14 protein-coding genes are annotated in these 26,755 nt (G+C 58.6%); 10 read left to right on the forward strand and 4 right to left on the reverse strand.

Going from position 1 to position 26,755, the window contains the following annotated elements:
- Positions 1 to 135: 135 nt before the first annotated feature.
- On the reverse strand, positions 136 to 1,659 hold the full coding sequence (locus tag JFT86_RS13315) for a fumarate hydratase (RefSeq protein WP_122589657.1): 1,524 nt from the start codon (positions 1,657 to 1,659) through the stop codon (positions 136 to 138).
- Between the two features lie 514 nt (positions 1,660 to 2,173).
- On the opposite strand from JFT86_RS13315, the gene JFT86_RS13320 reads away from it, so the two are divergent.
- The 3 genes from JFT86_RS13320 (at position 2,174) to JFT86_RS13330 (ending at position 5,116) form a co-directional block, all read left to right on the forward strand.
- Positions 2,174 to 3,280 carry a diguanylate cyclase gene (locus JFT86_RS13320; protein WP_201237021.1) on the forward strand — a complete coding sequence of 369 codons (1,107 nt, stop codon included), beginning with the start codon at positions 2,174 to 2,176 and terminating at the stop codon, positions 3,278 to 3,280.
- Positions 3,273 to 4,208, forward strand: a complete 936-nt coding sequence (locus JFT86_RS13325) for an iron-sulfur-binding ferredoxin reductase (protein ID WP_201237022.1) — start codon at positions 3,273 to 3,275, stop codon at positions 4,206 to 4,208. The genes JFT86_RS13320 and JFT86_RS13325 overlap by 8 nt, the downstream gene beginning before the upstream one ends.
- 158 nt (positions 4,209 to 4,366) lie before the next feature.
- Positions 4,367 to 5,116 (forward strand): enoyl-CoA hydratase-related protein, encoded by a 750-nt coding sequence (locus JFT86_RS13330; protein ID WP_201237023.1) that lies wholly within the window; start codon positions 4,367 to 4,369, stop codon positions 5,114 to 5,116.
- 73 nt (positions 5,117 to 5,189) lie between these two features.
- Here JFT86_RS13330 and JFT86_RS13335 read toward each other — a convergent pair whose 3' ends face one another.
- Positions 5,190 to 6,473 (reverse strand): hypothetical protein, encoded by a 1,284-nt coding sequence (locus JFT86_RS13335; protein ID WP_201232531.1) that lies wholly within the window; start codon positions 6,471 to 6,473, stop codon positions 5,190 to 5,192.
- 190 nt (positions 6,474 to 6,663) lie between these two features.
- Entirely contained in the window at positions 6,664 to 8,115 is a 1,452-nt protein-coding gene (gene pyk / locus JFT86_RS13340; protein ID WP_201237024.1) for a pyruvate kinase, read from the reverse strand.
- A 170-nt stretch (positions 8,116 to 8,285) separates the two neighbouring features.
- Here pyk and JFT86_RS13345 point away from each other — a divergent pair, with 170 nt between their 5' ends.
- Positions 8,286 to 8,672 carry a tetratricopeptide repeat protein gene (locus tag JFT86_RS13345; protein ID WP_201237025.1) on the forward strand — a complete coding sequence of 129 codons (387 nt, stop codon included), beginning with the start codon at positions 8,286 to 8,288 and terminating at the stop codon, positions 8,670 to 8,672.
- Positions 8,673 to 8,905: 233 nt separating this feature from the next.
- Positions 8,906 to 9,265, forward strand: a complete 360-nt coding sequence (locus tag JFT86_RS13350; protein ID WP_201237026.1) for a PilZ domain-containing protein — start codon at positions 8,906 to 8,908, stop codon at positions 9,263 to 9,265.
- Between the two features lie 94 nt (positions 9,266 to 9,359).
- Here the strand turns inward: JFT86_RS13350 and JFT86_RS13355 are convergent, their stop codons facing one another.
- Positions 9,360 to 9,737, reverse strand: a complete 378-nt coding sequence (locus JFT86_RS13355) for a DUF6124 family protein (RefSeq protein WP_201237027.1) — start codon at positions 9,735 to 9,737, stop codon at positions 9,360 to 9,362.
- Positions 9,738 to 10,210: 473 nt separating this feature from the next.
- Here JFT86_RS13355 and JFT86_RS13360 point away from each other — a divergent pair, with 473 nt between their 5' ends.
- From JFT86_RS13360 to JFT86_RS13380, 5 genes are all read left to right on the forward strand, one after another.
- The gene (locus tag JFT86_RS13360; protein ID WP_242489486.1) at positions 10,211 to 13,291 is read left to right on the forward strand and encodes a hypothetical protein; all 3,081 of its coding nucleotides are present in this window, start codon (positions 10,211 to 10,213) and stop codon (positions 13,289 to 13,291) included.
- 150 nt (positions 13,292 to 13,441) lie between these two features.
- Positions 13,442 to 17,086: a Tc toxin subunit A gene (locus JFT86_RS13365; RefSeq protein WP_201232525.1), complete on the forward strand. Its 3,645-nt coding sequence runs from the start codon at positions 13,442 to 13,444 to the stop codon at positions 17,084 to 17,086.
- 70 nt (positions 17,087 to 17,156) lie between these two features.
- Positions 17,157 to 21,236, forward strand: a complete 4,080-nt coding sequence (locus JFT86_RS13370) for a neuraminidase-like domain-containing protein (protein ID WP_201237028.1) — start codon at positions 17,157 to 17,159, stop codon at positions 21,234 to 21,236.
- Positions 21,229 to 25,011: a hypothetical protein gene (locus JFT86_RS13375; protein ID WP_201237029.1), complete on the forward strand. Its 3,783-nt coding sequence runs from the start codon at positions 21,229 to 21,231 to the stop codon at positions 25,009 to 25,011. Before JFT86_RS13370 ends, JFT86_RS13375 begins: the two co-directional genes overlap by 8 nt.
- Positions 25,004 to 26,710 (forward strand): hypothetical protein, encoded by a 1,707-nt coding sequence (locus JFT86_RS13380; protein WP_201232522.1) that lies wholly within the window; start codon positions 25,004 to 25,006, stop codon positions 26,708 to 26,710. The genes JFT86_RS13375 and JFT86_RS13380 overlap by 8 nt, the downstream gene beginning before the upstream one ends.
- Positions 26,711 to 26,755: the final 45 nt, after the last annotated feature.

Below are 26,755 nucleotides of genomic sequence, written 5' to 3' on the forward strand. Positions count from 1 at the left end.
CGATCTTTTGATTATGTTTTTAAGATCAGAATCAAAAGATCGCAGCCTTCGGCAGCTCCTACACGGGATGGCAGGGATAAAAAAAGGCCGGCGCGTCGTGGGACGGGCCGGCCTTCTTTTTAGCGGTTCAAGCGCTTACTGCACTTCTACCGCCAGGCTTTCGCTGATCTTCTGTTGCCAGATCGCAGGGCCGGTGATGTGTACCGATTCACCTTTGCTGTCCACCGCAACGGTGACCGGCATGTCCTTGACCTCGAACTCGTAGATCGCTTCCATGCCCAGTTCGGCAAATGCCAGCACTTTTGACTTCTTGATCGCTTGAGCAACCAGATAAGCGGCGCCGCCAACGGCCATCAGGTACACGGCTTTGTTGTCCTTGATCGCTTCGATCGCGGTCGGGCCGCGCTCGGATTTACCGATCATGCCCAGCAGGCCGGTCTGCTCAAGGATCTGGCGGGTGAACTTGTCCATCCGCGTTGCGGTGGTTGGGCCTGCGGGGCCAACCACTTCGTCGCCCACCGGATCAACCGGGCCGACGTAGTAGATGAAGCGACCTTTCAGGTCTACCGGCAGGGTTTCACCCTTGTTCAGCATCTCGACCATGCGCTTGTGCGCGGCGTCGCGACCGGTGAGCATTTTGCCGTTGAGCAGGACGGTTTCGCCCGGCTTCCAGCTCTGCACGTCTTCCGGGGTCAGGGTGTCGAGGTTGACGCGACGGGCCGATGGGCCGGCTTCCCAGACGATTTCCGGGTAGGCGTCCAGCGGTGGCGCTTCCAGCGAGGCTGGACCTGTACCGTCGAGCACGAAGTGCGCGTGACGGGTGGCGGCGCAGTTCGGGATCATGCACACCGGCAAGGAGGCGGCGTGGGTCGGGTAGTCCATGATCTTCACGTCGAGCACGGTGGTCAGGCCACCGAGGCCCTGGGCGCCGATGCCCAACTGGTTGACCTTCTCGAACAGCTCCAGACGCATTTCTTCGATGCGGTTCTGCGGGCCACGGGCCTTCAGCTCGTGGATGTCGATGGATTCCATCAACACTTCTTTGGCCATGACGGCGGCTTTCTCGGCGGTACCGCCGATGCCGATGCCGAGCATGCCCGGTGGGCACCAGCCGGCGCCCATGGTTGGAACGGTCTTGAGCACCCAGTCAACGATCGAGTCGGACGGGTTGAGCATGGCCATTTTCGACTTGTTCTCGGAGCCGCCGCCTTTGGCCGCCACGTCCACTTCCACAGTGTTGCCCGGGACGATGGAGTAGTGGATGACTGCCGGGGTGTTGTCCTTGGTGTTTTTACGAGCGCCCGCCGGGTCGGCGAGGATCGAGGCACGCAAGACGTTTTCCGGCAGGTTGTAGGCGCGACGCACGCCCTCGTTGATCATGTCGTCCAGGCCCATGGTGGCGCCATCCCAACGCACGTCCATGCCGACGCGCACGAACACGGTAACGATACCGGTGTCCTGGCAGATCGGCCGGTGGCCGGTGGCGCACATGCGCGAGTTGATCAGGATCTGCGCCATGGAGTCACGGGCCGCTGGCGATTCTTCGCGCAGGTAGGCTTCGTGCATCGCCTGGATGAAATCCACGGGGTGGTAGTAGGAAATGAACTGCAGGGCGTCGGCAACGCTCTGAATCAGGTCGTCTTGCTTGATCACGGTCATGAGTCGCGCTCCTCTAAAAGACGGGAACATTCTATGGGGCAGCTACAAGTTTCAAGCTATCAGCGGCAAGTTGGAGCAGTACGCGGACTGCTTGAGCTTGCGGCTTGAAGCTTGAGGCTTGTAGCTGTTCCTCTGGCACGCCGGGGCTGCTGGCGCGACGCTAAAAAGGCGCGGCAGTATACCGCGCCTCGGTGGGGCGCACACATTGGCTTTTGGTCGGATAACCGTTGCGGTGAGGGGATTTATCCCCGTCCGGCTGCGCAGCAGTCGTAAATACTGTGCACCCGGTTTGCCTGAAAGATCTCGGAGGGCCGCTGCGCAGCCCATCGGGGATGAATCCCCTCGCCACAGGGAGCCTCATACTGGCCGTGTTTCAAGTGAGGCAGGCCACACTTTTGACGTCAATTTTCGAGCCCGAAAATCGGTGGTCATTTATCGACTACGCCACTAAAGTGGCAGCCGGTCTGTAGAGTAGGACACTCGGTCAGCCTCCAATCGCACGGTGAGTCAACGATTGACCCATAACGCCATTCAACGTCTTTTGCTCAAACGCTTTGCCCTCGCTGCAGCCACCTATGGATTGGCTTTGCTGCTGCTGTGGCTGGCGTTTTTCACCGGTCATTACGAACAATCCCTGAGGTCCGTGGCCATCGGCAGCGCGCTGGTGGTGATCAGTCAGTCCGCCCTGTTCGTGCTGTTCTGGAGCGGGCGCAATCTGCGCTTTGCCGACCCCAGCCTGACCGAAGGGCAAGTCTTGCTCGGGCTCGGCTGGCAGACCTGGCTGATCGCCCATCTGGATGAAGCGCGTAGCGCCTTTCTGGTGTTCTATGTGCTGATCCTGCTGTTCGGTCTGTTCCATCTGAGCCGGCGGGCGTTCATTCGTTGTGCGCTGCTGGTGTTCTTCAGCTTCTGCGCGATCACCCTGTGGGACGCTTATCACTTTCGCCTGCGTGAGCCCGCACTCGCCGCGTTGCAGGTGTGCATCCTCGCCATGGTGCTGGCGTGGCTGGTGATTTATGCGCGTTTCGTTCAGGTCTCGCGGCAACGCATACGCCAGCGCCGCTTTGCCTTGCAAGCGCACCAGGACACGTTGCGCGGGATGATGCGCCAGCTCGAAGATCTGGTCGCCACAGACGAACTGACCGGCCTGTTCAACCGCCGGCACTTTCTGCGCCTGGCCTCGCGTGAACTGAATGCGCTGGACAGCGACGTCGTGCACGGACTGGCGCTGATCGATCTTGACCATTTCAAACGCATCAACGATTTGCATGGTCATGCCGCCGGCGATCAGGTGTTGCAGGCGTTCGCCGGCGTCGCCCAGGCCTGCCTGCGCGACGGCGATGTACTGGCGCGTTATGGTGGTGAGGAGTTCGTCGTGTTGCTGCCCGATTGCAATGCCGAACGGCTGACCGCTTGCTGCGAGCGTCTGCGTATTGCCTTTACCGATGTTGAACTGATCGGCCTGAATGTGCGTAACCTCAGCCTGTCGGCCGGCATGACCCTGCTGGCGGTGGGCGATGATCTGGATGATGCCTTGCAGCGGGCTGATCAGGCGCTCTATCGGGCCAAGCGTGACGGGCGCAATCGCTGTGCGGCCGCGTGGGAGAACGTCGATGCCTGAACTTCGTGTCGCAGAACGGCAATGGTCGGTGGCGGCGGGCAGCAATCTGCTCGACGCCCTCAATCAGAACGGTGTGGCCGTGCCTTACAGCTGCCGTGCCGGCAGTTGTCATGCGTGTCTGGTTCAGTGCGTACAAGGCCTGCCCGCCGACAATCGTCCGGATGCCTTGAGCGCCGAGCAGCGCCAGCAAGGTTGGCGGCTGGCCTGCCAGTGTCAGGTGATCGAAGATTTGCAGGTGCATACCTTCGACCCGCTCGCCGACGGACGCCCGGCGGTGGTCGAAGCGCTGGACTGGCTCAGCGCCAACGTCCTGCGCCTGCGCCTGACCCCGCAACGGCCGTTGCGCTATAGCGCCGGCCAGCACCTGGTGCTGTGGATCAATCACATTGCACGGCCGTATTCGCTGGCCAGCCTGCCGGAAGAAGACCGTTTTCTGGAGTTTCACCTCGACTGTCGCCAGCCCGGCGAATTCAGCGATGCCGCACGCCGCTTGCAGATCGGCGACCCGATCCGTCTCGGCGAACTGCGCGGCGGCGCGCTGCATTACGACCCTGACTGGCACACCCGACCGCTGTGGTTGCTGGCGGCCGGTACGGGACTCGGCCCCTTGTTCGGCGTGCTGCGCGAAGCCTTGCGTCAGGATCACCAAGGCGCCATTCGCGTCATTCACCTGGCCCATGATGCCGAAGCGCACTATCTGGCCAAACTCCTTGCGGCATTGGCCGCCCAGCGCGAAAACCTCAGCGTCGAGCTGTGGACGGCGGCCGAGTCAGCCGCCGCTTTGGCGCAACTGCGCCTTGTTTCCCGGCAAACCCTGGCCTTAGTCTGCGGCTCGACGGCCAGTGTCGACGCCTTCGCCCGGCGCCTGTACCTGGCTGGTCTGCCGCGCAATCAACTGCTGGCCGATGTGTTCCTGTCCCGTGGTTGAACGCTGAATTCATTGGTTCGAGATTTCCTGTGGCGAGGGAGCTTGCTCCCGTTTGAGTGTGTAGCGCTCATAAGCTCTTGGGGCCGCTGCGCAGCCCAGCGGGAGCAAGCTCCCTCGCCACAGTGGATCTTTGCTGACCTGAACTGCTGAGATACGCCATGACTGACGCCATCCTGCTGGAACGCGAACGCGGTTTGTTGACCTTGCGCCTCAATCGCCCGGACAAGAAAAACGCCCTGACCCGCGCCATGTACAGCTATCTCGCCGAGGCGTTGAAACAGGCCGACAGCGACCCGCAAATAAACGCCGTGCTGATCACCGGCAGCGCCGAGTGTTTCACCGCCGGCAACGACATCGCCGACTTCATCCAGCAACCGCCGAGTAATCTCGACAGCCCGGTGTTCCACTTCATGCTTAACCTGCTCGAATGCCGCAAACCGGTGATCGCCGCCGTGGCCGGGGCGGCGGTCGGCATCGGCACCACCATGTTGCTGCATTGCGATCTGGTTTACGTCAGCCGCGATGCGCGCTTGCGCATGCCGTTCGTCAACCTCGGCTTGTGCCCGGAGTTCGCTTCCAGCCTGATCCTGCCGCGCTTGCTCGGGCAGGCCAAAGCGGCAGAGTTGTTGCTGCTCGGCGAAGGCTTCAGCGGTGAACAGGCCGCCCAGTGGGGCATCGCCACCGAGGCGCTGGGCAGCGGCGAAGCTGCATTGGCAAAAGCACGGGAGATGGCGTTACGTTTTGATGAGTTGCCACCGCAAGCGGTGCGCATCAGCAAACAATTGATGAAAGCGCCGGACCGCGAGCAGATCCGCACCGTGATCGAGGAGGAGGGCGCGTTGTTCACCCAGCGGTTGCGTTCGCCAGAGGCGTTGGCGGCGCTGACCGGGTTTATCAAACGCCATTGAATCTTTCGCTGACTGCACCGGCGTCTTCGGGAGCAAGCCCTGCCAGTCACATGACAGGACGCTTGGTTTTCAGTCAGCTGCTTGCGTGAAAGCGCAGAACCAGACCTTGAACATCCGGGGAGAAATGCTCTCCTGTAACGACGATTTTCCCGTCCGTCTGTAGCGCGACATCTCTGAAGGTCGTTGTTCCGTCAACAAGGGTGCCCACCCAGCCGACACCGGCGAACGCTGAATCAAACGTGCCGTCACTGAGCAGTCTGGCGACGACGGCCGGGGTAGTGTTATCCGGCAGTTGATATTTGCCTATCAACACGATCTTGCCGTCCGGTTGCATGACCCCGTTTTGCCAATAGGTCAGGGCATTGTCCAATCGAGTCAGCAGGGGTTGGCCGCGATTGAACTGGATATTGGCAGTGCCATCCGGTTCGAGGCTGATCAGCAGGCCCTCAGACTTGTCGGTTCTGCCGATGCCCAGCAGTCGATTGTTCGGTTGCTGAATGATCGATTCGAGACTGGCGGAATCCGCCAACGACACAGTCACAAAGCCGTCCTTGCCGAAATCCGCATCAAGCTTGCCTTCACGAGTGAAGCGCGCAAAAAGGGCGGTGGACAGACCGGAACGTGGTGCCAGTTGGCCGCAAACCACAATCTTGCCATCCTGATCGATCAAGCCGCTGCGCAGTTTCACGTCGCTGGGCGTGGCACCCGGGTAAGTCACCTCGACGTAGCCTTTCTGATTGAAGGAGGTGTCCAGAGAGCCGTCATTGTTGAGCAAGTAGACGAAGGCCCGAGTGTCTGCCTGGTGCGTAATGACATAGGTTTTCACCACCAGAGTTTTTCCATCGTCCAGTGGCACGATGTTCCCCGATGAAGCTTGTTCGCCGTCAACGGACTCCACGACAGCGTCTTCGCCAACATTTTTGGGCAGTGGGAGGATGACATAGCCCTTATCGCCAAAACCGGTATCGAGCACACCGTCGGTTGAAAACCGCGCCAACGCGGGTTCGCGCATCCCGACCGTGCCGGTCAGAAGAATTTTGCTATCACTCGTAAGGGTAATCGAACGCGCCATGGACTCGCGGCTGCCGGCAAAAAATCCGCTGGCGATTCCTTCCTTGCCAAAGCCAGTATCCAACTCCCCATCCGGTGTCAGACGGCCCAGCACATAAGGTCGCTGAGTGACTCCAGAGCGTGTCTGGCCTGAGAAATACAGGCGTGTGGAGGTGATATCGACCTTGATGCCAGCCAAAAGGCTTTCGCGTCCCAGAGACGGAAGGCTCAGGCGGAAAATGCCGGCGTCTGCAAAGCTTTCATCAAGTGTTCCTGCCTGTTGCGCAGAGCGATTTGACTGATTCATGGGGCTCTCCCTGAGTGGACGATTGTCGACTCAGTAGCTGCCCGAATACAGGCCTCGTCTACTGTCAGACCTGACAGTAGACAGCAGCAGGAAATGCACTAGATCGCAGCCTTCGGCAACTCCTACCTCAGAAAAGTAAAAAGCCCCGCCATTCACATGGCGGGGCTTTGGTTTTTCAGCGCCTGATTACTCAGACCTGCGGGTCGCCCACGTGCAGGATCTTCATGCCGTTGGTGCCGCCGGTGGTGTGGTAGCTGTCGCCCTTGGTCAGGATGACCCAGTCGCCTTTTTCCACAACGCCGCGCTTGACCAGCTCGTCGATCGCCTTCTGGCTGACTTCGTGCGGTTCCAGCGAGGCCGGATCGAACGGAATGGTGTACACGCCACGGAACATCGCTGCGCGCGCCTGAGTCTCGCGGTGTGGCGAGTAGGCGTAGATCGGCACCGAAGAACGGATGCGCGACATGATCAGCGGGGTGTAGCCACTTTCGGTCAGGGCGATGATCGCTTTGACGCCCGGGAAGTGGTTGGCGGTGTACATGGTCGCCAGTGCGATGCTTTCGTCGCAGCGGGTGAATTCCTTGCCGATGCGGTGGCTGGAGGTCTTGCCGGTCGGGTGCTTTTCAGCGCCGACGCAGATACGCGCCATCGCTTGCACGGCTTCCAGCGGGTACAGGCCAGCGGCGGATTCGGCCGAGAGCATCACGGCGTCGGTGTAGTCGAGCACGGCGTTGGCCACGTCGGACACTTCGGCGCGGGTCGGCATCGGGTTCTGGATCATCGACTCCATCATCTGGGTCGCAACGATCACAGCCTTGTTGTGGCGGCGTGCGTGCAGAATGATTTTCTTCTGAATGCCCACCAGCTCGGCGTCGCCGATTTCCACACCGAGGTCACCACGGGCAACCATCACCGCATCGGAGGCCTGGATCAGACCGTCGAGGGTTTCGTCGTCGGCCACGGCTTCGGCGCGTTCGATCTTCGCCACCAGCCAGGCAGTGCCGCCGGCCTCGTCGCGCAGTTGACGGGCGTAGTTCATGTCGGCGGCGTCACGCGGGAAGGACACCGCGAGGTAGTCAACTTCCATTTCTGCGGCGAGCTTGATGTCGGCCTTGTCTTTTTCAGTCAGGGCCGGTGCGGTCAGGCCGCCACCGCGACGGTTGATGCCTTTGTGGTCGGACAGCGGGCCGCCAATGGTCACTACGCAATTCAGTTCAGTGGCGGTGGCGGTTTCAACGCGCATTACCACGCGGCCGTCGTCGAGCAGCAGCTCGTCGCCCACGCCGCAGTCTTTCACCAGATCCGGGTAGTCGATACCGACCACTTGCTGGTTGCCTTCGGTCAACGGATGGCTGGTGGAGAAGGTGAACTTGTCACCGATCTTCAGCTCGATCTTTTTGTTGGCGAATTTGGCGATACGGATTTTCGGGCCTTGCAGGTCACCCAGCAGGGCGACAAAGCGACCGTGCTTGGCAGCCAGGTCACGCACCAGTTTTGCGCGAGCCTTGTGCTCGTCGGGGGTGCCGTGGGAGAAGTTCAGACGGGCAACGTCCAGGCCAGCCAGAATCAGCTGTTCGAGAACTTCCGGCGAGTTACTGGCCGGGCCAAGGGTAGCGACGATTTTGGTACGACGGACGGACATGCAAAGACTCCTGAGTTCAAGCGCTAGCGAAGGCTACTATGCTCTTGGGGTGTAGTCATTGTTCGTTTGCACTACTTAATAGTTTCTTTATTGAACACGACGATTGGCGCAAACACTTCTGAAGATTTCTCAGCAAGGGTCGATACAGAGCACAAGACAGGAGAACCCCCATGCGATTGTTGCCCATTGCCGCCCTTGCCCTCAGCGTCCTCGCCGTGACGGGCTGCACCCGTTGGTCGATGAACCATCATTTGAACAACGCCTACAGCGCCTACGACCGCGGCAATTGCGAGCAGGTGATGCTCGAACTGTCGAAGGTCGAGCGCGCCAGCCGTGCCCGCCCGTATGTGTGGCCGGAAGTGTCGATGATGCGCGGTCAGTGCCTTGAGCGGCAAAAGATGTTTGTCGATGCGGCGCAGACCTATCAGTTCATCATCGCCTCATACCCCGACAGCGAGTACGCCTACCGCGCCCGTGCGCGTCTGGAAACCTTGCAGAGCCTGGGCCATTACCCGACGCGCAGCGCGGCGGCCGTGGTGCGTCCGACGCGCTTTTGATGGCAGTTGTCATACAAAAGCTGGCCGGTTGTACAGCCTGAGCTATAGTCGAATCAATCGGGTCTAGAGCCGAGTCTCTAATGTGCCCGTGCAACACCTGCGACTGGCAGTTGTAAGGTGATGGCGTTTTAGCGACCGTCACACCGGAAGCGGGGAGAGCGCGTCTGCCGAACCGGCGCGTTCCGAAGCATTAGGTGCGGCTCTGTGATGGAGCCTTGCATGGCGAACTGCGCATGTTTACCGACCGCCGAATCGAACGGCATCAGTTGCCGTATTTCCTCAGGGTCTTCAATAGCGTCACCGACAAACCCATCGGCTTTCTCGGCAATGTGTCCGAAGACGGGCTGATGTTGATCAGCCAGTTGCCGATGATGATCGGGGCGGAGTTTCATCTGCGTCTGAAAATACCCTGCGAACAAGGGTGCCAGCAGGTGATCGACCTCACCGCGTGTTGCCTGTGGTGCCATGAAGACGCCACGCCTCTGCATTACGACGCTGGCTTCAGCCTGCATCGACCGCCGCCGGAATACGGGCAACTGGTCAAGGCGTTGAAGCAGTACTTCAGTTTTCAGCCGTTGCCGGCCTCGGCCTGAACTGCAAAAGCAAATGATCGCAGCCTCCGGCAGCTCCTACATGGGATTGAAGTAAACCCTGTAGGAGCTGCCGGAGGCTGCGATCTTTTGATCTTCAAACGGTTATAGCAATCGCCCGCTCGTTATCCAGCGCCTGTTCCGCCAGCAACAATCCCATCTCGCTCAACTGATAAATCGCCATCGCCAGATGTCGCGGCTTGTCGTCGAGGCTGTCCGCCAGATCCAGCAGCAGAATGCTCACCGAGGAAAACGTTTCGTAGGTCTGAATGGCCACGGCTTCGCGGTTGAGATTGGGGGCGATCATGAACATCTGCATGCCTCGATCCACGGAATTGCGGGACGGTGTGACGGTGGGTTTGAGGTAGTGGTCGAGGGCTTTTTCGGCGGCTTCGTGGAGCTTTTTCGATTGAGCTGATTTGTAGGGGGAAACCGAGTCGTCGGTTTCGGGGGGATTCGGCGTTTCTTTGCACATGTCGTATTTCCTTTTAATGGGGCTGCCACCGTCTCGCGACTAAACGAGGGGGTGGCGGCTGGACGCAGGTTAGTCGACCGGGAGGAATACGAAAAAACCGGCGCGCCCGAGGGCGCCCTGCGCACAGCCACCATCGAGTGCGGGGATAGGGAATACCCGACTTGATGACGCTTATGCACCTTCGTATACCCACCGGGCGACTAAACCCGACCACTGATTGGCAGCGGCACGGATCAAGTTACGGGGCATCGGCAAAGCGCACAAGCCGGCGGATTCTGAGGGATGTGTAGGCAAAGGCGCAACCCGGCGTAGCCTGCGGATGAGGACGTTGCCGGTGTGGGCAAAACGGCATTTTTCGTACGTGACCGTTCGTCGGGACTGTCAGATTTTACAGGTGCGTAGCGCAGGGGCGGGGGCGTATTTAAAGGCTTCCGGCAAGCCATCCCGCCCCCCCCCACAAGAAGGAACTGACCATGGCGACCTTTGAGGAAGAGCCTGTAAACGGTGCATCCGATGATGCCGAAACCCTCGACTCACCGCCTTACATCCTTACACCCTCCTACGGTGAGCGCGTGAGAAACCCCGTCAAGGTCACTGGCGGTGGCCATGCGAGACGCAACGTAAAAATTATCGGGGCCTACAATGACACAGACTTGGGTGATGAGCGGCAAATGGGCGGAGATGGGTCATTTGAACTGACGTTCAGAGATATCCTGCCCCCCGGGATAAACCAATTTCGGATTCTGCAATGGGTGATGTATCCGGACTCTTATAGGTATTCCGAGGTGTGGACGCTTTATAACGTCGCGCCCCCTGTCCTCGACCCGAAACATAACAACCAGGTTGTGGGAGACGTATTCTCCTTGAAGGGGAGTAGATGCCCGGTCCGTGAGAGGGTGATATGTAAACACTTCCAGACTGGTGATGTTATTGGAGAGGGTAGAGCTGATGGGCTCGGCAACTTTGAATTTCCGGTCTCGATGGTAGGGAGGCCGAGAAACATGAGCTTATCTGTCGTTTGGTTTCAAAACGTGACCAGTGACGGGTCTGACCTTTTTACGGTGCGGCGTTTGACCCCGCATATTGAAAGTCCCACCAACAGTACGATTGTGGGAAAAACGCCGATAGTTCGGGGCAATGGTTTGGACGGTTCAATCGTCACTCTTTACAGTACTGAACCGGGCGGAACCAAGGAGTACGGCTATGCTTTCGTTAGCAATGGTCAATGGAGCATAACGCCAAATGCCGATTTGCCAGAAGGTTCGGTTCGGCTGCTTGTCAAAGCGCGAGTAGATAGCACTGTAATTGAGTCCGATCCGGTATGGGTTGATGTCATCCAGACACCCTTGATTCTTTCCCCTGATGCAGGCGCAGTGGTGGATACAACCTTCACAATTGAAGGTTCAAAAGGCATGCGTGGGGCTACTGTCGAGATTTTGCGCGATACGGTTGAGCACAGTGTTGTTGCCACTGGCTCGACTATAGCGGGCACAGAAGGATGGCGTGTCACTGTCCCGGACATGACGCCGGGCCCTCTGAGTCTGAGGGCAGAACAGTTTGTCGCTGGCGTCGCCGATCACTCCGACAGAACTGATCCGCGAGCGTTCAAAGTCCGCCCCGCGCCGGTCTCGAATGTCTCAATAAACACCCCCTCTGACGGCTCAATAAAATTTGCGGGGAGCGGATACTCGGGGGCAACCGTCGAGATAACTCGTGTCAGTGGGCCTGATGCACCTGCGATACCTTCTGTTCCAGTGGTGGATGGCAAGTGGGAGGCCACGGCGACCAACTGGCCTTTCGGCAGTTACACGCTCAGCATCATTCAAAAGGTGGGTGACGGCGCAAGCGGCTGGATCCCTTCGGCACCCATAAGACCCGGCTTCAGCAAAGTTCTGCCTGAAGTCAGCAACGTGAAATCGACCTCCGGCTATAAGCCGGCCATCAGCGGTACAGGCACGGACGGCGCTACGGTCAAGTTGTTGAACGGCGATGGGAGCATCACAGACCTGCCCGACGTCGTTGTGAGGAATAACCAATGGTCAAGCACGGCGCCGACGGAATGGGGCCCGACGTTTGAGCGCGTCCTTCTGATCAAACAGTCCCTCGGCCTGGAACTGACCACGGGCATTAATCACACCGTCACCATCCCCCCCTTGGCCCCGGGCCTGAATGACCCGGTCGAGGATGGTCAGTCACCCAAGTTCAGCGGCGCGTGCTGGCCGGGAGCGGTGGTGAAGGTCAAATTCAGTGACAGCCCCGAAGAGCATCTGGCAACCGTCTCGAACGGCAACTGGGCTTTTCAGCGAACCAAGGAATTCGCTCCGGATATATTGCATACCGTCGAGGTCTTTCAGATCGTTGGCAAGCAAACATCAGAAAAAGCGAGCAAAACCTTTACTGTTTCCGTGGTCATGCTGAAACCGACAATCACCAAGCCTGATGCCGATTCGAAAGTCGGTCGTGTGGTCACTGTCGAGGGTGAAAACGGTATGGCGGGCGCGACACTACAGTTGCGAGATGTCCGTTTTGATAGTGATCTCGGTGCGCCCAAAGTACTGAGTCAGGACGGCGTCTGGTCGATTGACCTGCCCCCACTGAAATTTGAACGCTACACCATCGACGCCCAGCAAACCCTCGAGGGCCGGCCTTCTGAGCGCAGTGATCTGCACAGGTTTGAAGTGGTGTTGCTGCCCCCGGACATTATTCAGCCGGAGACCAATGGCAAACTGCCCCGCACGGCGAAGCTTGAGGGGCACGGTATGGCAAACGGCCGCGTCGAGGTTTTTCTGGAGGGGCACAACGGGCCTTGGCTCACTGACATTCTGGTGAGCTGGAACGGCGTATGGGAAGCTGAAGTGACGTTACCGGTGGGCAGCAAAACCATCTGGGCGCGGCAAACGTTTGTTGATGAAGGCGGCAAGTTGCGGGAGTCGGACATTACCGCGTTGTTGAACTATGACGTCGTCCCGGCCGCGCCGTTTATCGAGACTCCGGTCGCGGACGGCCACATCGGGCGGTTGACGGTGGTGTCAGGCTTCGGTGTGCCGGGCGACAGTGTCACGGTGACGCTGGCCGCCGGGGGGCGTTCGATACAGGCCAATGCACGCGTGCTGGAGGATCGCTCCTGGTCGGTGACGCGGGATTTCAGCTCACTCGTAGGTGGGCGGCGCACCCTTGAAGCGGTGGCATCGCTGGGTGAGTTTGCCTCGCTCGCCGCAACGCGACCGGTCGTGCTGGGGACTTATCTGCCCACCCTCGACCAGCCGGCGGCGGGCCGCTGGGTCAGGCATCCGCTGCAGTTTGCCGGCCGCGGCCGCAAGGGCAGGGGCCAGGTAGTGAGCTGGTACAACCCGGACGTGAAATGGGTGCCGGAGGTGCCCATCGCCAATGACAAATGGTCCGGCGAGTCGACGCAGTCCTTGCCGGGCGCGGGCAACTGGTACCGATTCCAGCAGGACATCACCGACGGTGCGGACGCTGCAACGGCTTCCGATTGGGTCGACAGCCCACGCTTTGAAGTCGAGCCCGCGCAGCCGCCTTCGGTCGATAACTGAGTCTGCGTTTCCCGACGAACGGTCTTAGAACCTGTCATATCTGACAGTAGACGCGGACCGCATCCAAGCGCCAAATCGTACTCACTGAAAGCACAGCCTGGCGAAGACGCCGGGCTGTTCGGGCCAGTTGTCGACACAAGGAACCTGATCATGGCTGATTCGCGTCGTCCCGCCCTGCAACTGTTCGCTCAGTTGTTTGGTGAGGGCCAACACGTACAAAACACCGGGCTGAAAAAGCTGCAGTCCTACCTTGAGCAGGAGGGGTCGATTTTTCCTCTGGTGGAGAAGGGCGTTCAAGGCCTGGTCAGGGAGCTTGAATTGCGCCCGGATGACGCAAAGCGGTTTTTGCGCAGGGCCAACAGCATGGCCACGTATGTGCGTCGCCAGTTTATCGAGCAGACCCTGACGGGCGACAAAACGGCCGCGGCACGCCCTTCGAGCGGCTTGTTGTCGATGGTTGAAGGTCCCGATTATCACAATCTGATCGGCACTGATTTTGCCAAGTTGTGTCCGGTGGATGCGCTGGAGTCGATCTTGTCGCCGGTGGCCTACCTGATCGAACTGTTGCGCTGGATTCGCGACCGCATCGAGTCTATTCCAGGGCGTGAGCAAAAATTTCGACTGAATGAGCGGCGTATGGATCTGATGCCCCTGCAGGTCGACTTCAACGCGGTGTATCAGTCGATATCGTCGGTGGACATCATCATTGCGGTGCTGGAGGCGTTCATCACCGAGAACCTGCAAGAGACGTCGATCGAGGATGGCTTGATCGAAGCCCGCTACCCCAATGGCCTGCCGTATTACCAGCACTGGGTCACGATTGACGGCGTTGTGCAGTTGCAGGGGCTGTCGGTCGGGGACTTCGATCACAAAGTTGACCTGGCATACCCCTATTTTCTGCAAGTCAATGCCCGTGGCGCCAATACCGGTCGCGGCTTCGCCAAGGCTTCAAGGCTCGGCCCTTATCAGCGGCAATTGCTGACCGAGGCGCGTGAGAGCTTTGCAAACCGCAAAAAATTTTACCTCGACAATTTTGGTCCAGTTGACCCTGATGAGGAAAAGACACTGATCGACGTAGCGTATTTCGCCGAGCGAACAAAGTTGAACAGCACGCAAGTCGAAGCCTTGCTATCCATCAGCGATTTTGCTCCGGTGCGCTCGCCCAACGTGAAGACCTACCCCGGCAACCTCCCAGAGGACCCTGAGCGTGAAAGTGAGCGTTCGGGTTCGGTCTACATCAATAACAACACCATACCCACAGTACGCATTGATGTGTCGGGCTCGGATTTCCAATTGACAGCAGACCCCGAAACGGAAACCGGCTTCGATCACTATGACCGGATGAACCGGATGATCCGTCTGGCCAACTGGACGGGATTGCCTTACGACCAGGTCGATGCGTTGCTGGTGGCCGCCATCAGGGCGGTAGAGCGCGGTAGTCGCCCGAAACTCCCTGTGCCGGATGAAATGTTGATATCCACCGGCGTAGTTCGCGCCTTGGGGCTGTTTCAGACCCTGAACGAGCGCTATGGCTGCACCGCCGCTGACTTTGCCGTGTTTATCGGTGAGCTGTCACTGTACGGTCGCGGCGAAGCGCTCTCGCAGTTCGACCAGATCTTCAACGGTCAGAACGGTTATCTTCAACCGCTGGTGCTCGACAATGGTCCGTTTCCCCTGTTACCGGCGCCGGGCCAGGTCGATTTGACGATCAGCCAACTGTGCAGCGGTCTGGCGATCGACCTGCAGACGTATTTCTATCTGGCAACCACGGTGGCCAAGGCTCATGGATTGACCGACACGCTGAGGCGCAGTCCGGCGATCATCTCAAGCTTTTACCGTTTGGTCAGACTGCCGCGGTTGCTGAGCATCACACCGGTTGAAGGTGTGCTGATGCTGTCGGTACTCGGCGGGGATGCATGGGTTAACGGCCTGGCAGGCATTCCACTTATCCACACCGTGCCGGGTGGCGCTCCGGATGTGCTGGAACTGATCGAAGCCATGCGCAGCTGTGAACAGTGGTCGACGCAAAACAATCCATCGATTTTGTGGACGTTGCAACACGTGGTCGCAGCGCAACCGGCACTGGAGCCGTCCGAGCAGGATCTGCAGTTTTTTGAACAGATTCGCAATTTGCTGCCGACAGCGCTGTTGTCCAACAGCACTTTTTTGATGGCGGGCGTGCCGCCGGCCGGGGCTGCCGACTGGCTCGAGTTCCTGGCGACCTCCGCAGGTCATGTTGAGCCGGTTGTCGGCGTCGATGGTCTGGTTTTGCCTTTTGACGGGACACCGGAGTATTACTCGGCCCTTGTTCGTGCAAAAGTCACCTGGGCCGTCGATACCGCCTTGGGGGCGATCGATGCGCCATTGCGCCAGTCCATCGCCGATACCATGTTCGGTGTGGTTATGCAGGTACGGGACGCTCAGGTGTCGCTGGTCAAAGAGACGCTGGCGGTTTATGCCGGTGTCGGTGTGGAACTGGCCATACCCGTTCTGAATTGGGCCAACTCCACAGTCCATGAGTTGTTGCAACAGGTGCTTGAGCAGTTCGACGTGAGCGCCGAGGCATCGAGCCGAACAGCACACCGCAATGTCAGCCCACTACTTGATCTGCTTGCTGAGGTACGGCGGCGCAGCGAGGTCGTTTCGACGCTGGGCTTGAGTGCCTCGCTGTTGCTGGACTATCTGGAGTATGGGCACCACGCCTGGTTCGATCAGGCCAGCAAACATGAGTTGTCGGTGCGCACACTGTATTACCTGACAACGTTGACTCGGGCGTTCGGCTTAAGCGAGCAACCGGCGCAAAAGCTGTTGGATTATCTGCGTCAGGTCAATGCATTGCCCGCTGTCACGGGCGATGCGCGGAGGCTGGCGCAACAGGCCGCCGCCATCAAGCTGGCCGATTATTTTGGCTGGAGTGTGCAGGAAGTGCGCGAGTGCGTCAGCCGCATCGACACCACCGACCTCAAGATATTGAAGAACCTCAGTCAACTCGATGTGTTGATGCGCGTTCGTGTGCTGTCGGCTGAAACCGGCATGGACGCGTTGACGATTTTCCTGGTCGGCAGTTTGCCCCGGAGCATCGACAAAACAGCCTATGCCGATGCCGCTGAACTCGTTCTGCTGGGTGAGCAACGTTTACGCGCACCCATTGTGCACGTGCCGGGCGACCTCAAGGCGCTGGTCAAGATCACGTGCACCGTGGTGGGTTCAAACACGGTGGTGGCCAAAAAGCGTGGAGAAAAAGTCGTTTACAAGGTGACGCTCAGCGATGCCGAAGGGAAAGCATTGAGCGGCGTCAACGTTTACTGGCAAGCCACCTTGGGCAGCATCGAAACAGACGCCACTGACCTGGACGGTGAGGTGCTGGCCACCTTCACGCCGGGAGCGATCACGGGCACGGACACGCCCGTGTACTGGCTGGATCTGTTTGAGCCTGAGTATGCCCCGTCCATCAATATCGTCGTCGAGTTCAATACCCTGACTTTTCCACCGGCAGAACTGTCGCCAACGCCGTTGGGGACTGTGCCAAAAGGTCAGGAAGTCGAGCTCTATGCGCTGCTTGAGGACGCCTACGGCAACCTTGGGAAAAACTCGCTCGTGGAATGGGAATCCACACCCTACCCACCCGGGGAATTCACCAGCGCGATTATCCGGCCAAGGCAGGGGTTCACCGACCAGCAGGGGCTCACTCGGGTCTTTGTGTCGAGCGCGACGGGGGGCACCTTTGTTTTCCGTGTCAGAACTCAGTCTGGCGAGAGTGAAACCGTCTTCGTCAAACCCATCACCTTCGATTGAGTAGATAACGCGGTCAGCGTTATCTCTTGGCGAACGCGTGTCCCCGGGGCATAGCCCAAGGAGCAGGATCATGGCATCGAATAATATTGGCGGGCTGCTGGAAAAGCGTCGCTCGGCGCTGCTGGAGTACAGCATCGGCAAAGCCGGCAGTAAAAAATACAATTTTCTGAAAACGCCGGCCGATCTGTTCGAACTGCTGCGCATGGATCCGCTGGACAGCTATCAGGTGCAGAGCTCCCAGGTGGCAGAAGCGATCAGTTGCACGCAGCAATTCATTCATGCGGCGTATCGCAAGCTTGAGCCGGGTCTCGAGTCGCACGAGTTCGACCCGGACGATCTTGCCGCGTGGGCGCTCTACAGCAACTACCCCGATTGGGCTGCAGTGCAGCTGATTTCGTGCTACCCGGAAAACTTCATCAATCCCTTTGTGCGTCAACGCAAGACCAGCCTGTTCAAGAACCTGGAAAACAACCTCAATCAGGCGCGTTTGAACAACGATTCCGTGCAGACCGCGCTGCAAGAGTATCTGCAAGTCTTCGAGCAAACCTGCGACCTTGAGGTGATCAGTTGCTACATGGACGGTACGACGCCTGCCAACGCCAAATACTATTTTGTCGGGCGTCAGCGGGTGCAGCCTTTTCAGTACTACTGGCGCTCGGCGGATATTGAACTCGGCCCTGAAAGTGTGGCGGTGAATCCTGCTGCGTGGAGCGAATGGCAAGCCATTGAAATTCCCAGCGCTGACAAGGTGCTGAACATCCGCCCGGTGCTCTGGAATGGTCGCTTGTGTCTGGTCTGGACCGAATGGCAAGACAAGGTTGCCAGCCGGGAGGCGGGTGAATACATCCCGAACAAACTGACCGTCAAGCTGGCGTTCATGATGCAGAACGGCCAGTGGCTGGCACCGCTGACGGTGAGTATCAAGGACCTTGAGCATGATCTTCTGCCGGGCACCCGGTTGATCGCGAGCGTGCAAGTCGACACTCGTCACCCCAAGGGCATGCTGGGCATTTTGGTGTCGGGCAAGGATACGGATGGAGGCCCGTTGAGAGTGCATGCCTTTTACGACGTGCTGATGCGCCCCGTACAGCGGGCTGGGTCCTGGCTGGATGCAGCACTCGACCGGTTTGTCAGCAATGAAACGGTTCAACATCCATTGCCCCCTCAGGTGACGGTTGTTCCCCGTCCAGCAGAGGGGGTATTAGCGCCGTATCTGGAACTGGACGTCACGGCGTTGCGGGTAGGGGACAAGGATAAGCTGACGGTCAAAGGTTATTGCTGGCCTACGGGAATTGATGATCCCGGTACTGCGGACATGCGTTTGGGGTTTGCTTCTGACAATGAAAACGAGGTAGTGGCCAAAAACTTGCCTCTCGCGGGTGACTGGAACATCGGACCCTGGGAAGGCGAGCGAGATAAAGGCTCATGGCCCAATCCGACTACATTCTCACTGGGCCCTGTAACAACCGAACCGGGTCTGCAAAGAAGGCTGTTTGACCTGACGATTGTCAACCTTACGGACTTCGTCCCGCCCAGCCTGGTGAAAAACACCGTTGATGCCGCACAGTTTCTGTCTTTCAACCAGACCGGACTGGCGTTGAAATACACCCGGCTCAATTCGTTGTTTGGTCCCGAGCTGGTGCAGCGCTCGAACTATTCCGTGGCGAGTGTGCTGGACTGGGATACTCAGTTCATCCCGGAGCCGCCGCCGACCGGCCAGGTGATCAATGAGCCCAGTGGTGCCTTTAACGGTGCCAACGGTCTGTTCTTCTGGGAGATCTTTTTCCACCTGCCGCATTTGATGGCCACACGCCTGCGCGACGAAGAGCGCTTCCCGGAGGCACAGAACTGGCTGCATTACCTGTTCGATCCGCAGGCACCTGCTGATCCACCCACCCCGCCTCGGCCCAATCCCAAGCCGAAGTACTGGCGCTGCCGGCCTCTGAATATCGTCAAGGAAACGGGCGACCCTGGTTGTGAGACGCAAAACCCCACGGACCCGGATGCCATCGGTTACGCGGCCCCCGCGCACTTCCAGATCCTGGTGTTCACCAACTACGTGAAAAACCTGATGACCTGGGGCGACTGGTATTACCGGCAACTGACCCGGGACAGCTTGGTGGCCGCCAAGCTGTGTTACGTCCAGGCTGGGTTTTTGATGGGCAAGGCCCCCACCGCCAACACCGGTACACGCTGGCAACCCTTGAAGGTTCAAGACCTTCTGGAACAAAGCAGCACTCGGCCGAGGCTCGAACAGTTTGAAAAAAACCTGAAGTTCAGCCTGGCGGATTTCCCGGTCGCCTCCGACACCGCGCCAATGCTGGGGCTGCTGGCGTGCGGGCCGTTTGAAATTCCGATCAATCAGTCGTTGCTCGACTTGTTTGCAGCGCCGGATCAACGCCTGCATAACCTGCGCAACAATCTCACCCTCGACGGCAAACCGCTGGACATCCCGCTGTTCAGCCCGCCGACGGACCCCAATCAATTACTGCGTGATCTGGCGTCCGGTGGCGTGGCAGGGCCGAGGCCGATGGGCGGGCGGTTGGTGGTCAATGCGTTCCGCTGGCGAGTGATGTTCGAGGTCGCGTTGCGTGCAGTGCAAGCGTTGCAGGATAACGGCAGTCAGGTGCTGAACCTGCTTGAACGGCGCGATCGCGCCGAGCAGGAAGAGTTGCAGCAAAACCATATGGTGGAACTGGGCAGCTACGCCGAGACGGTGCAGGAGCAGTCCATCGCTCAGTTGGAGGCGAGTGTGACGGCGTTGCAGCAAAGCCGTTCGGTGGCGCAGGAACGCGCCGATGCTTACGCAAAACGCTATGACGAAAACGTTTCGACGATTGAATATCAGGTCATGGACAGCCTGCATCAGTCCAAGGTGTTCTCCCTGGTGGCCAAGTCGATCAAACCGGCGGGCGCGGTGCTGGCCTCGTTGCCGAGTATTTTTGGCTTTTCCAACGGCGGGCATCGCCTCGAGAAGCTGGCGGACGCGGTGATATTCGGTCTGGAAGTCGCCTCGTCACTGCAGCAAATCGATGCCGACAGACAGAGCACCACGGAAGGTTACCGTCGTCGCCGCAGTGACTGGGCGTTGCAACGTGATCAGGCGCTGGCCGAGGTGCGGGCCATGGATGCGCAGATCGCTGCGCAGAATCACGCGGTCACCGCTGCCCGGTCCAATCTGGCGCAAACCCTCAGGGCCAATACTCAGGCGCTGACGGTTTACAACTACCTGAAAAAGCGTGCGAGCAATGCCGAGTTGTTCGGCTGGATGCTCGGCCAGCTCAAGGCATTGCACTATCAGGCCTACGATGCGGTGATCAGCCTGTGCCTCAGCGCCCAGGCTTCGCTGGCCGCCGAAACCGGCGATTACGATGCGCAGATCGCGTTGCCTCAGGTCTGGCTCGATCACCGTCATGGCCTGACCGCCGGTGAGCAATTGCGTGGGCATCTGCTGCGGCTGGAACGTGAATACCTGCAACGCCACGAACGCCGGCTGGAACTGGTGAAAACCATCTCCCTGCGGCAGTTGTTCGACGACAAGGTTGAAGGTCAGGTCGGTATCGATAGTTGGGCCGATGCGCTGGATCAGTTGCAAAAGACTGGCTCGCTGGAATTCAGACTGACCCAGCTGTTGTTTGATCGTGATCATCCGGGGCATTTCTGTCGGCAGATCAGTTCGGTGGAGGTCGATCTGCCGGTATTGACCGGGCCGTTCGAGAATGTGCGGGCGACCTTGCTTCAGATCAGCAGCATGACGGCGACCCGGCCCACTCCACAATCGGTCGAGTACCTGCACAATCCTGGGCTCGGGGCGCCTTCGGATGTGGTGATCAATCTACGCGCCGCTCAGCAGATAGCCTTGTCGGTCGGGCTGGCCGACAACGGCCTGACGGCCATGAAACCCGATGAAGGCCTGCTCAATCCGTTCGAAAACACCGGCGCGATCTCCAGTTGGAAATTGCATTTCCCGTGGTTCAAGAAACCGCAGCAAAGCGCGCTGCTTGAATCGATGACCGACTGCATCCTGCGCATCCGCTATACCGCCAAGGCTGGCGAGCCGCCGTTTGTGCGAAAGGTTGAAGACCTGGTCACCCGGGCTGAAAACGCCAGACTGAGCCAACATGTCGAAGGAGTTGGCAGTCATGAGTGAACCGATCATCCAGGCGAAAGAAAGCCTGCTGCGCAATGGTGATTTCAAGGATCTGCTTAACCACTGGATTGACAAAGGGACGGTGGCAATACAGAACGAGTTTTACGAGTTTGAGTTCATCCCTTTTATGCATGTCGGCGTCGGCGCCTCGGCCAGGCAGGAAGTCGTCGTCCCTAAAAAAGCCGATGCGAGCGCCAGTTACGAATTGACGTTTCTTTGCGAACTGCGCCCCGGATTTGACTGGTCGGGCGAATCCGGCTGGTTGTGCATCCTCAGCGGGAGCGATGTGTTGATGAGCATTGAACTCAAGGCTGGCGATTCACGCAGCTTTGAGCAAGATCAAGCTCGCCTCGCGGCAGGGCAGCCGCTGGAGTTCAACCCGATCCGCTATCGGCAATCATTGGATCAACTGGCCTTTGATAGCGACGACGTGCTGACCTTCGAGGTTCGCGGTGTGCCGAGTAATCCATCGGACAGGCGCACGGGTGTGCTGATCACCTGGATCGACCTGCAACTGAAACTGGAGCCACTGAAGCTCCAGGCTCTGCGCCTGGATGAGCAAGACCTGGTGCCGGATCGCAAGTTGTATCTGTGCCTGGGCGCATCCCTGGGCAACGGCTTGGATGACCCGCTCTACATGCAGCACTATCTGTCGTTTGAACCGCGCGATGGCAATGCCTGGCAGGGGACAAAGATGGCGTTGACCGTTCGTGACAACCCGTTGGAGGCGATCATGACCGCGCCAGACTGGGGCGTTGATCAGACGCTGACAGTGCCATGGTCGCTCGACTGCCCGTGGATGGCGGAAGACAAAACCTACGAGTTCTCGATCATCCTGTTCAACCAGTATGACGCTGAGCCTTATCCGATTGACGTGTCGTTGGGGCATCACCGTCTGGCGTTTGGCGACGAGCAGAAAGCGACCTTTTACCCCGTTCTTGGATATGCGCAGAGTGTGCGGCTGGGTGTGCAGATCGTTTCCCATTACACCAGACAGGCGCTGGATGGCCGGACGGTGAACTGGACGAGTGCCGCGCAAGGTGTGCTGGGCGCGGGTGTCACTGATGAGCAAGGCTGGGTTTTCTTTGATTTCGAGCCGAAGACGGCGGGTGATGTTGTCATCACGGCTTGGGTCGACAGCCCTTATTACGCTACAGGCAAAGTGACGCACGATTTTGCCGTGAAGGTGTTGGCGACCGATCCGTGGAAGGCTCTGCGGGCCGTTGTCGGAACGCAAGAAACAGCATGGGAGGCGACTGGCTACCCCAATCGGGGCAGCAACCATCCCGTCATCGTGCGCTTGCCGGCCGATAGTCCCTTGCTGGGAACGGCTCTGTCGCTGCACTGGAGCGGCGAGGGGCATGAGCAACTGGGTGTCACGGTCAATCCGCCGCTCGAGGCCCCGCTGCCATTCAACGGGGGCGATGTGCTCTGGACGCTGACCAGCGAGGATTGGCTCGACGGTCGTTTCGAACTGAGCCTGCAATGCTCGAAACTGTTGCTGCCATCACCGGGCAAACCCATGTCGCTGGCACGCAATCGGCTCCGGGTGGGTGAGGTCCGTGAGGCCAACAAATTTCCCATAGTCGACGAAGACGAAAGCGTGCTGCTGCGGGTGCAGGCGATCCATTATCTGACCGCAGGCGATGGTGATCCCGTCAGCAATGCGCTGGTCGAATGGGTGACCCCCGACGGTGACGCTGTGCATGACGTGACGGGGGCGGGCGGTTGGACCAGTTTGCTTTATACGCCCAAAAGCACGGGGGACAAGACAGTCACGGCCTATCTCAAGGCGCACCCGGACGATACAGCTGTGGAACAGGATTTTACGGTCAAACCCGTTGCCACGAGCCCATGGAAAGGTGAAGTCGAAATCCGCCTGGACACAGTAAAAGTTGAGAGTCCGCTGGGGATGCTCTGTCGACGTGGGCAGACCCATGCGCTGACAGTCGTGCCGAAGGCTGGCAGTGACTGGATCGGACGAAACATCAGCTTGCATTGGCGCGGAAACGATCCGGCCATTGGATTAACGCCCGAAGACCTGACAACGCCGAAAACTCTGCTGGCGGGCGGGGTGGAGTGGAAACTCGTTTCGAACAAAAACGACAGCAGTAGCGGTCTGTTTGAATTGGAGCTGCGTCTGGCCGGCCTGGCCAGCGTGCGAGAGCTTTCGGGACGCTTGCTGTCCGAGGATTTGACGGAAGAAGTGGCGCTGATGCTCGATCAGATTCACGCGGAGCTGGATGCCCGGAACCTTTATCCGTGTCTGGGGGCTGTTCACCGTTTCAAGGTTTTACCCAAAGTATTGAGCCCGCTGGTGGGGCTGGACGCATCATTGAAATGGTCGGGTGTTCCGGCTGACTCATTGGGGGCGACGGTTGAGCCCACGCTCGATCGCCCACAGGTGCTGAGCGACGGTGGCGTGAATTGGACGCTGGGCTTTACCGCCAGTACGGCGCCTGGCGAGTTTGCCCTGACCCTGGCGTTACCGCAGCTGAAATTCGAGGCGATCGCCAAGCCGATGACGCTGGCCCATAACAGAGTCAGGATCGAGGCATGGCGGGGAGCGGCGGTCGATCCAGTCATTGGTCAAGAACCTGCCTGGATGTGGGTTCAGGTGTATTCGCATTACACCGACCGTCCCGTGGATCAGGCGCCGGTGACCTGGACCGGCGACACCGGCCCACGAGTTATCCAGACCACGGTCGATGGCTGGAGCGGCTTCGACTTTGCTCCGAAAATCGTCGGAGATCAGTTAGTCACAGCGTCTGTACTCAGCCGTTATGACAATTATCCGAGTACTCAGCCAATGACGGTTGAAGCGCTGGCAAGCGATCCGTGGGAGGAGGTGCTGGTCAGCTTCGACAAACAGCCGCCCCAGCCCTTGGGCACACACACGTTCTTCCCGCGGCGCAATACGCAGCACTGGCTGGATGTGACTGCGCCGGCCGGTAGTGTCCTGTTCAATAAGGACCTGGTATTAGGAATGACCGGTACCGGACCCGCGGAACTGGGCATGCGGTTTGAAGAGCCGAGGCTTGGGGAGCCCAGATTATTTCCTGAAGCCGGACAGACCTACTCCTTCAAGACCGGCGATTTGAAGGACGCAAGCTTTGGATTGCGCTTCTCGTCCGCCCGCCTGGCCAGCTTGTCACCGGTGAATGCGATGTCGCTGGGCCAGGGCGAACAGGTGCTGAAAATCGCTGAGCGCCAGCGATCCCATCAAACGTTGCTCTGGGGCACAGAGGTGTCGGAGCAGATCACCGTGATCTCGGCAATCAGCGGCAGGCCGATGGTCGGGGTGACCGTGACCTGGCGCAGCCCGGATCTTGGCGTGAAGCAATCGACCAGCAATTTTTATGGGGTGGCGAAGATTGCTTTTGTACCGACGACACCCGGGCCGCTTGAACTGACGGCGTCGGTGGGGGGAGAACTGCATTCCGACTCGGTGTCGTTGCCGTTTTTCCTCAATGAACCTCGGAAAATCGATTCACTGACCAGCCCGCAGCCAGGTGGACCAGAGGGAGCGTGGGTATCAGCGACCGTTAACGTGGTGTCGGCCTCGACTGGTGAGCCATTGCAGGGTGTCGAAGTGGAATGGAAATACCCGGACCGAAATCTTGAATCGACCTACACCGACGAGAACGGTAACGCCGAGGTGAGGTTCCGATTGGCCGGTATCAGGCGTACCTGGCTACAAGCCGCCGTGCGCGGTGGGTATGCGGGTTGGGATGCTCAATTTCTTGAATTTGAATTGGTGCCAGTCAATGAATAAGTCAATTGAAATAGATGATTCGTCCACGCCTGATTCTCTGACCTGGAAGAAGGAATTCAGACCCCAAATCAATGGCAGGCCAGTGCGCTGGGATGATCTGAGCGTGGTGCTGATGAAGGGAAAGGAGTGCACGCTGGCGCTGGAGTATGAACTCAGCTACTACATCGGCGAGCCGGATGGGTTTCTGGTTCTGGATTACAAACCGGGCGAAGAGGGGCAGAGGCTGGTTTCTGATCCGCCGTTGGGGGTGGAGTGTGAGATGGCTGATGGAAGCCTTTCCTTGAGCTGGACTATTTCTGCCGTAGAAGGCCCTGGCGGAGTCTTTGAACTGGAATTTACCCTTCCACGGGACCCTCAAATATCGGAATCGCCGCCTGTGCCGGGGCGAGTTATTGAAAATTGGTCGGAGGGCTTCGTTCCCTGGGTTAACGGGCAGCGAGTCAGCTGGTCCGGTGTGAAGCTGGACTTGATGCAGGGTGAGACTTGCACGTTGGCGCTGAGCTATGAAGGCAGCTCTCTGATTGGTGATCCAGCCGGTTTTCTTGCGCTTGATTACATGCAGGGTGCAGAGGGGCGGGGGCTGGTGTTTGATCCGCCATTGGGCACGCCGTGTGAAATGCTTAAGGGAACAACTTCCTTGAGTTGGACGATCACCAGCGAGCAGGCGCAAGGCGGTCCATTTGAATTGCAGTTTGCGCTGCCAAAGTTTGCCGATGTACCGAAGTCACCATCATTGCCGGGACGATTAATTGACAGCTGGCTGGAAGGATTCTCACCGCTTGTTAACGGACAGCAAGTGGATTGGCCCAACGTTAAGCTGGATCTGATAGCGGGAGAGACAATCGAGCTGGGGCTGGATTTCAAACGCAATTGGTTGATTGGTAATCCCGCTGGTTTTCTTGCTCTCGAATACAAAGTGGATGCAGGAGGACAGGGGTTGGTTTTTGATCCCCCATTAGGAAGACTGTGTGAAATGCTCAAAGGCACAACTTCCTTGAGTTGGACGATCACCAGCGAGCAGGCGCAAAGCGGTGCTTTTGAATTGCAATTTTCTCTGCCATTGGTCGCAGTTCCGGCTTCACCGACGTTATCGGGAAAAGCACTGAATATAGCGCAGGAACTGGAGGTCAAGTTCGACTCTTTTTCCGCGAACTTCGGAGGGAGTGCCTATCCCTGCCATGGTGCGACTCATACCTTACTCGTTGGGGTGAAACCCGATAGCCCGCTCATGGGCAGTCCTGTGAGGCTGGAGTGGGAGGGAGAGACCGCCGAGAGTCTTGGCGTGGAGGTGTCACCCGCGCTAATACGGGAGCAAATATTTGACGAGAGTTCGCTCAGCTGGAAGTTTGACTTTAAGAGTCACAAAAACGCAGAGTTTTCATTGAGGCTGAGGGCTGGGGATCACCAATGGGTCACATTGCCGTTAGCCATGTCGTTGGGACATAACCTGGTAAGGGCTGAGCGCTGGACGAAGACAGTCGAGGCGGGTTCGGGGGATATATGGACTTACTTCGGGATTCGCGCGATATCCAGGTATCTGGACCTGCCGTCACCCTCTGTTGAAGTCACTATTACGAGTGGAAATTCCGGCCCCTCGTATCAACGCACGCGAGAAGATGGAGAATTAACGGTCCTCTCGTACAATGACATCGAGTACACGTTTAAAATCTTGAATCGATACGACGGAAGTGTTGTCTAGGCACCATTCGGCTCTGGTTTAACGATCGCGCCTCTTTCAGTTGAA

Source organism: Pseudomonas sp. TH06 (genome assembly GCF_016651305.1).
In the GTDB taxonomy this organism is placed as follows: Bacteria; Pseudomonadota; Gammaproteobacteria; order Pseudomonadales; family Pseudomonadaceae; genus Aquipseudomonas.

Excerpts from the sequence above, each read along its gene's own strand:
- pyk (WP_201237024.1), bottom strand. The coding sequence starts at position 8,115 with ATGTCCGTCCGTCGTACCAAAATCGTCGCTACCCTTGGCCCGGCCAGT.
- JFT86_RS13375 (WP_201237029.1), top strand. The coding sequence starts at position 21,229 with ATGAGTGAACCGATCATCCAGGCGAAAGAAAGCCTGCTGCGCAATGGT.
- JFT86_RS13330 (WP_201237023.1), top strand. The coding sequence starts at position 4,367 with ATGACTGACGCCATCCTGCTGGAACGCGAACGCGGTTTGTTGACCTTG.
- JFT86_RS13325 (WP_201237022.1), top strand. The coding sequence starts at position 3,273 with ATGCCTGAACTTCGTGTCGCAGAACGGCAATGGTCGGTGGCGGCGGGC.
- JFT86_RS13350 (WP_201237026.1), top strand. The coding sequence starts at position 8,906 with ATGTTTACCGACCGCCGAATCGAACGGCATCAGTTGCCGTATTTCCTC.
- JFT86_RS13365 (WP_201232525.1), top strand. The coding sequence starts at position 13,442 with ATGGCTGATTCGCGTCGTCCCGCCCTGCAACTGTTCGCTCAGTTGTTT.
- JFT86_RS13380 (WP_201232522.1), top strand. The coding sequence starts at position 25,004 with ATGAATAAGTCAATTGAAATAGATGATTCGTCCACGCCTGATTCTCTG.
- JFT86_RS13335 (WP_201232531.1), bottom strand. The coding sequence starts at position 6,473 with ATGAATCAGTCAAATCGCTCTGCGCAACAGGCAGGAACACTTGATGAA.
- JFT86_RS13355 (WP_201237027.1), bottom strand. The coding sequence starts at position 9,737 with ATGTGCAAAGAAACGCCGAATCCCCCCGAAACCGACGACTCGGTTTCC.
- JFT86_RS13360 (WP_242489486.1), top strand. The coding sequence starts at position 10,211 with ATGGCGACCTTTGAGGAAGAGCCTGTAAACGGTGCATCCGATGATGCC.
- JFT86_RS13370 (WP_201237028.1), top strand. The coding sequence starts at position 17,157 with ATGGCATCGAATAATATTGGCGGGCTGCTGGAAAAGCGTCGCTCGGCG.
- JFT86_RS13315 (WP_122589657.1), bottom strand. The coding sequence starts at position 1,659 with ATGACCGTGATCAAGCAAGACGACCTGATTCAGAGCGTTGCCGACGCC.
- JFT86_RS13345 (WP_201237025.1), top strand. The coding sequence starts at position 8,286 with ATGCGATTGTTGCCCATTGCCGCCCTTGCCCTCAGCGTCCTCGCCGTG.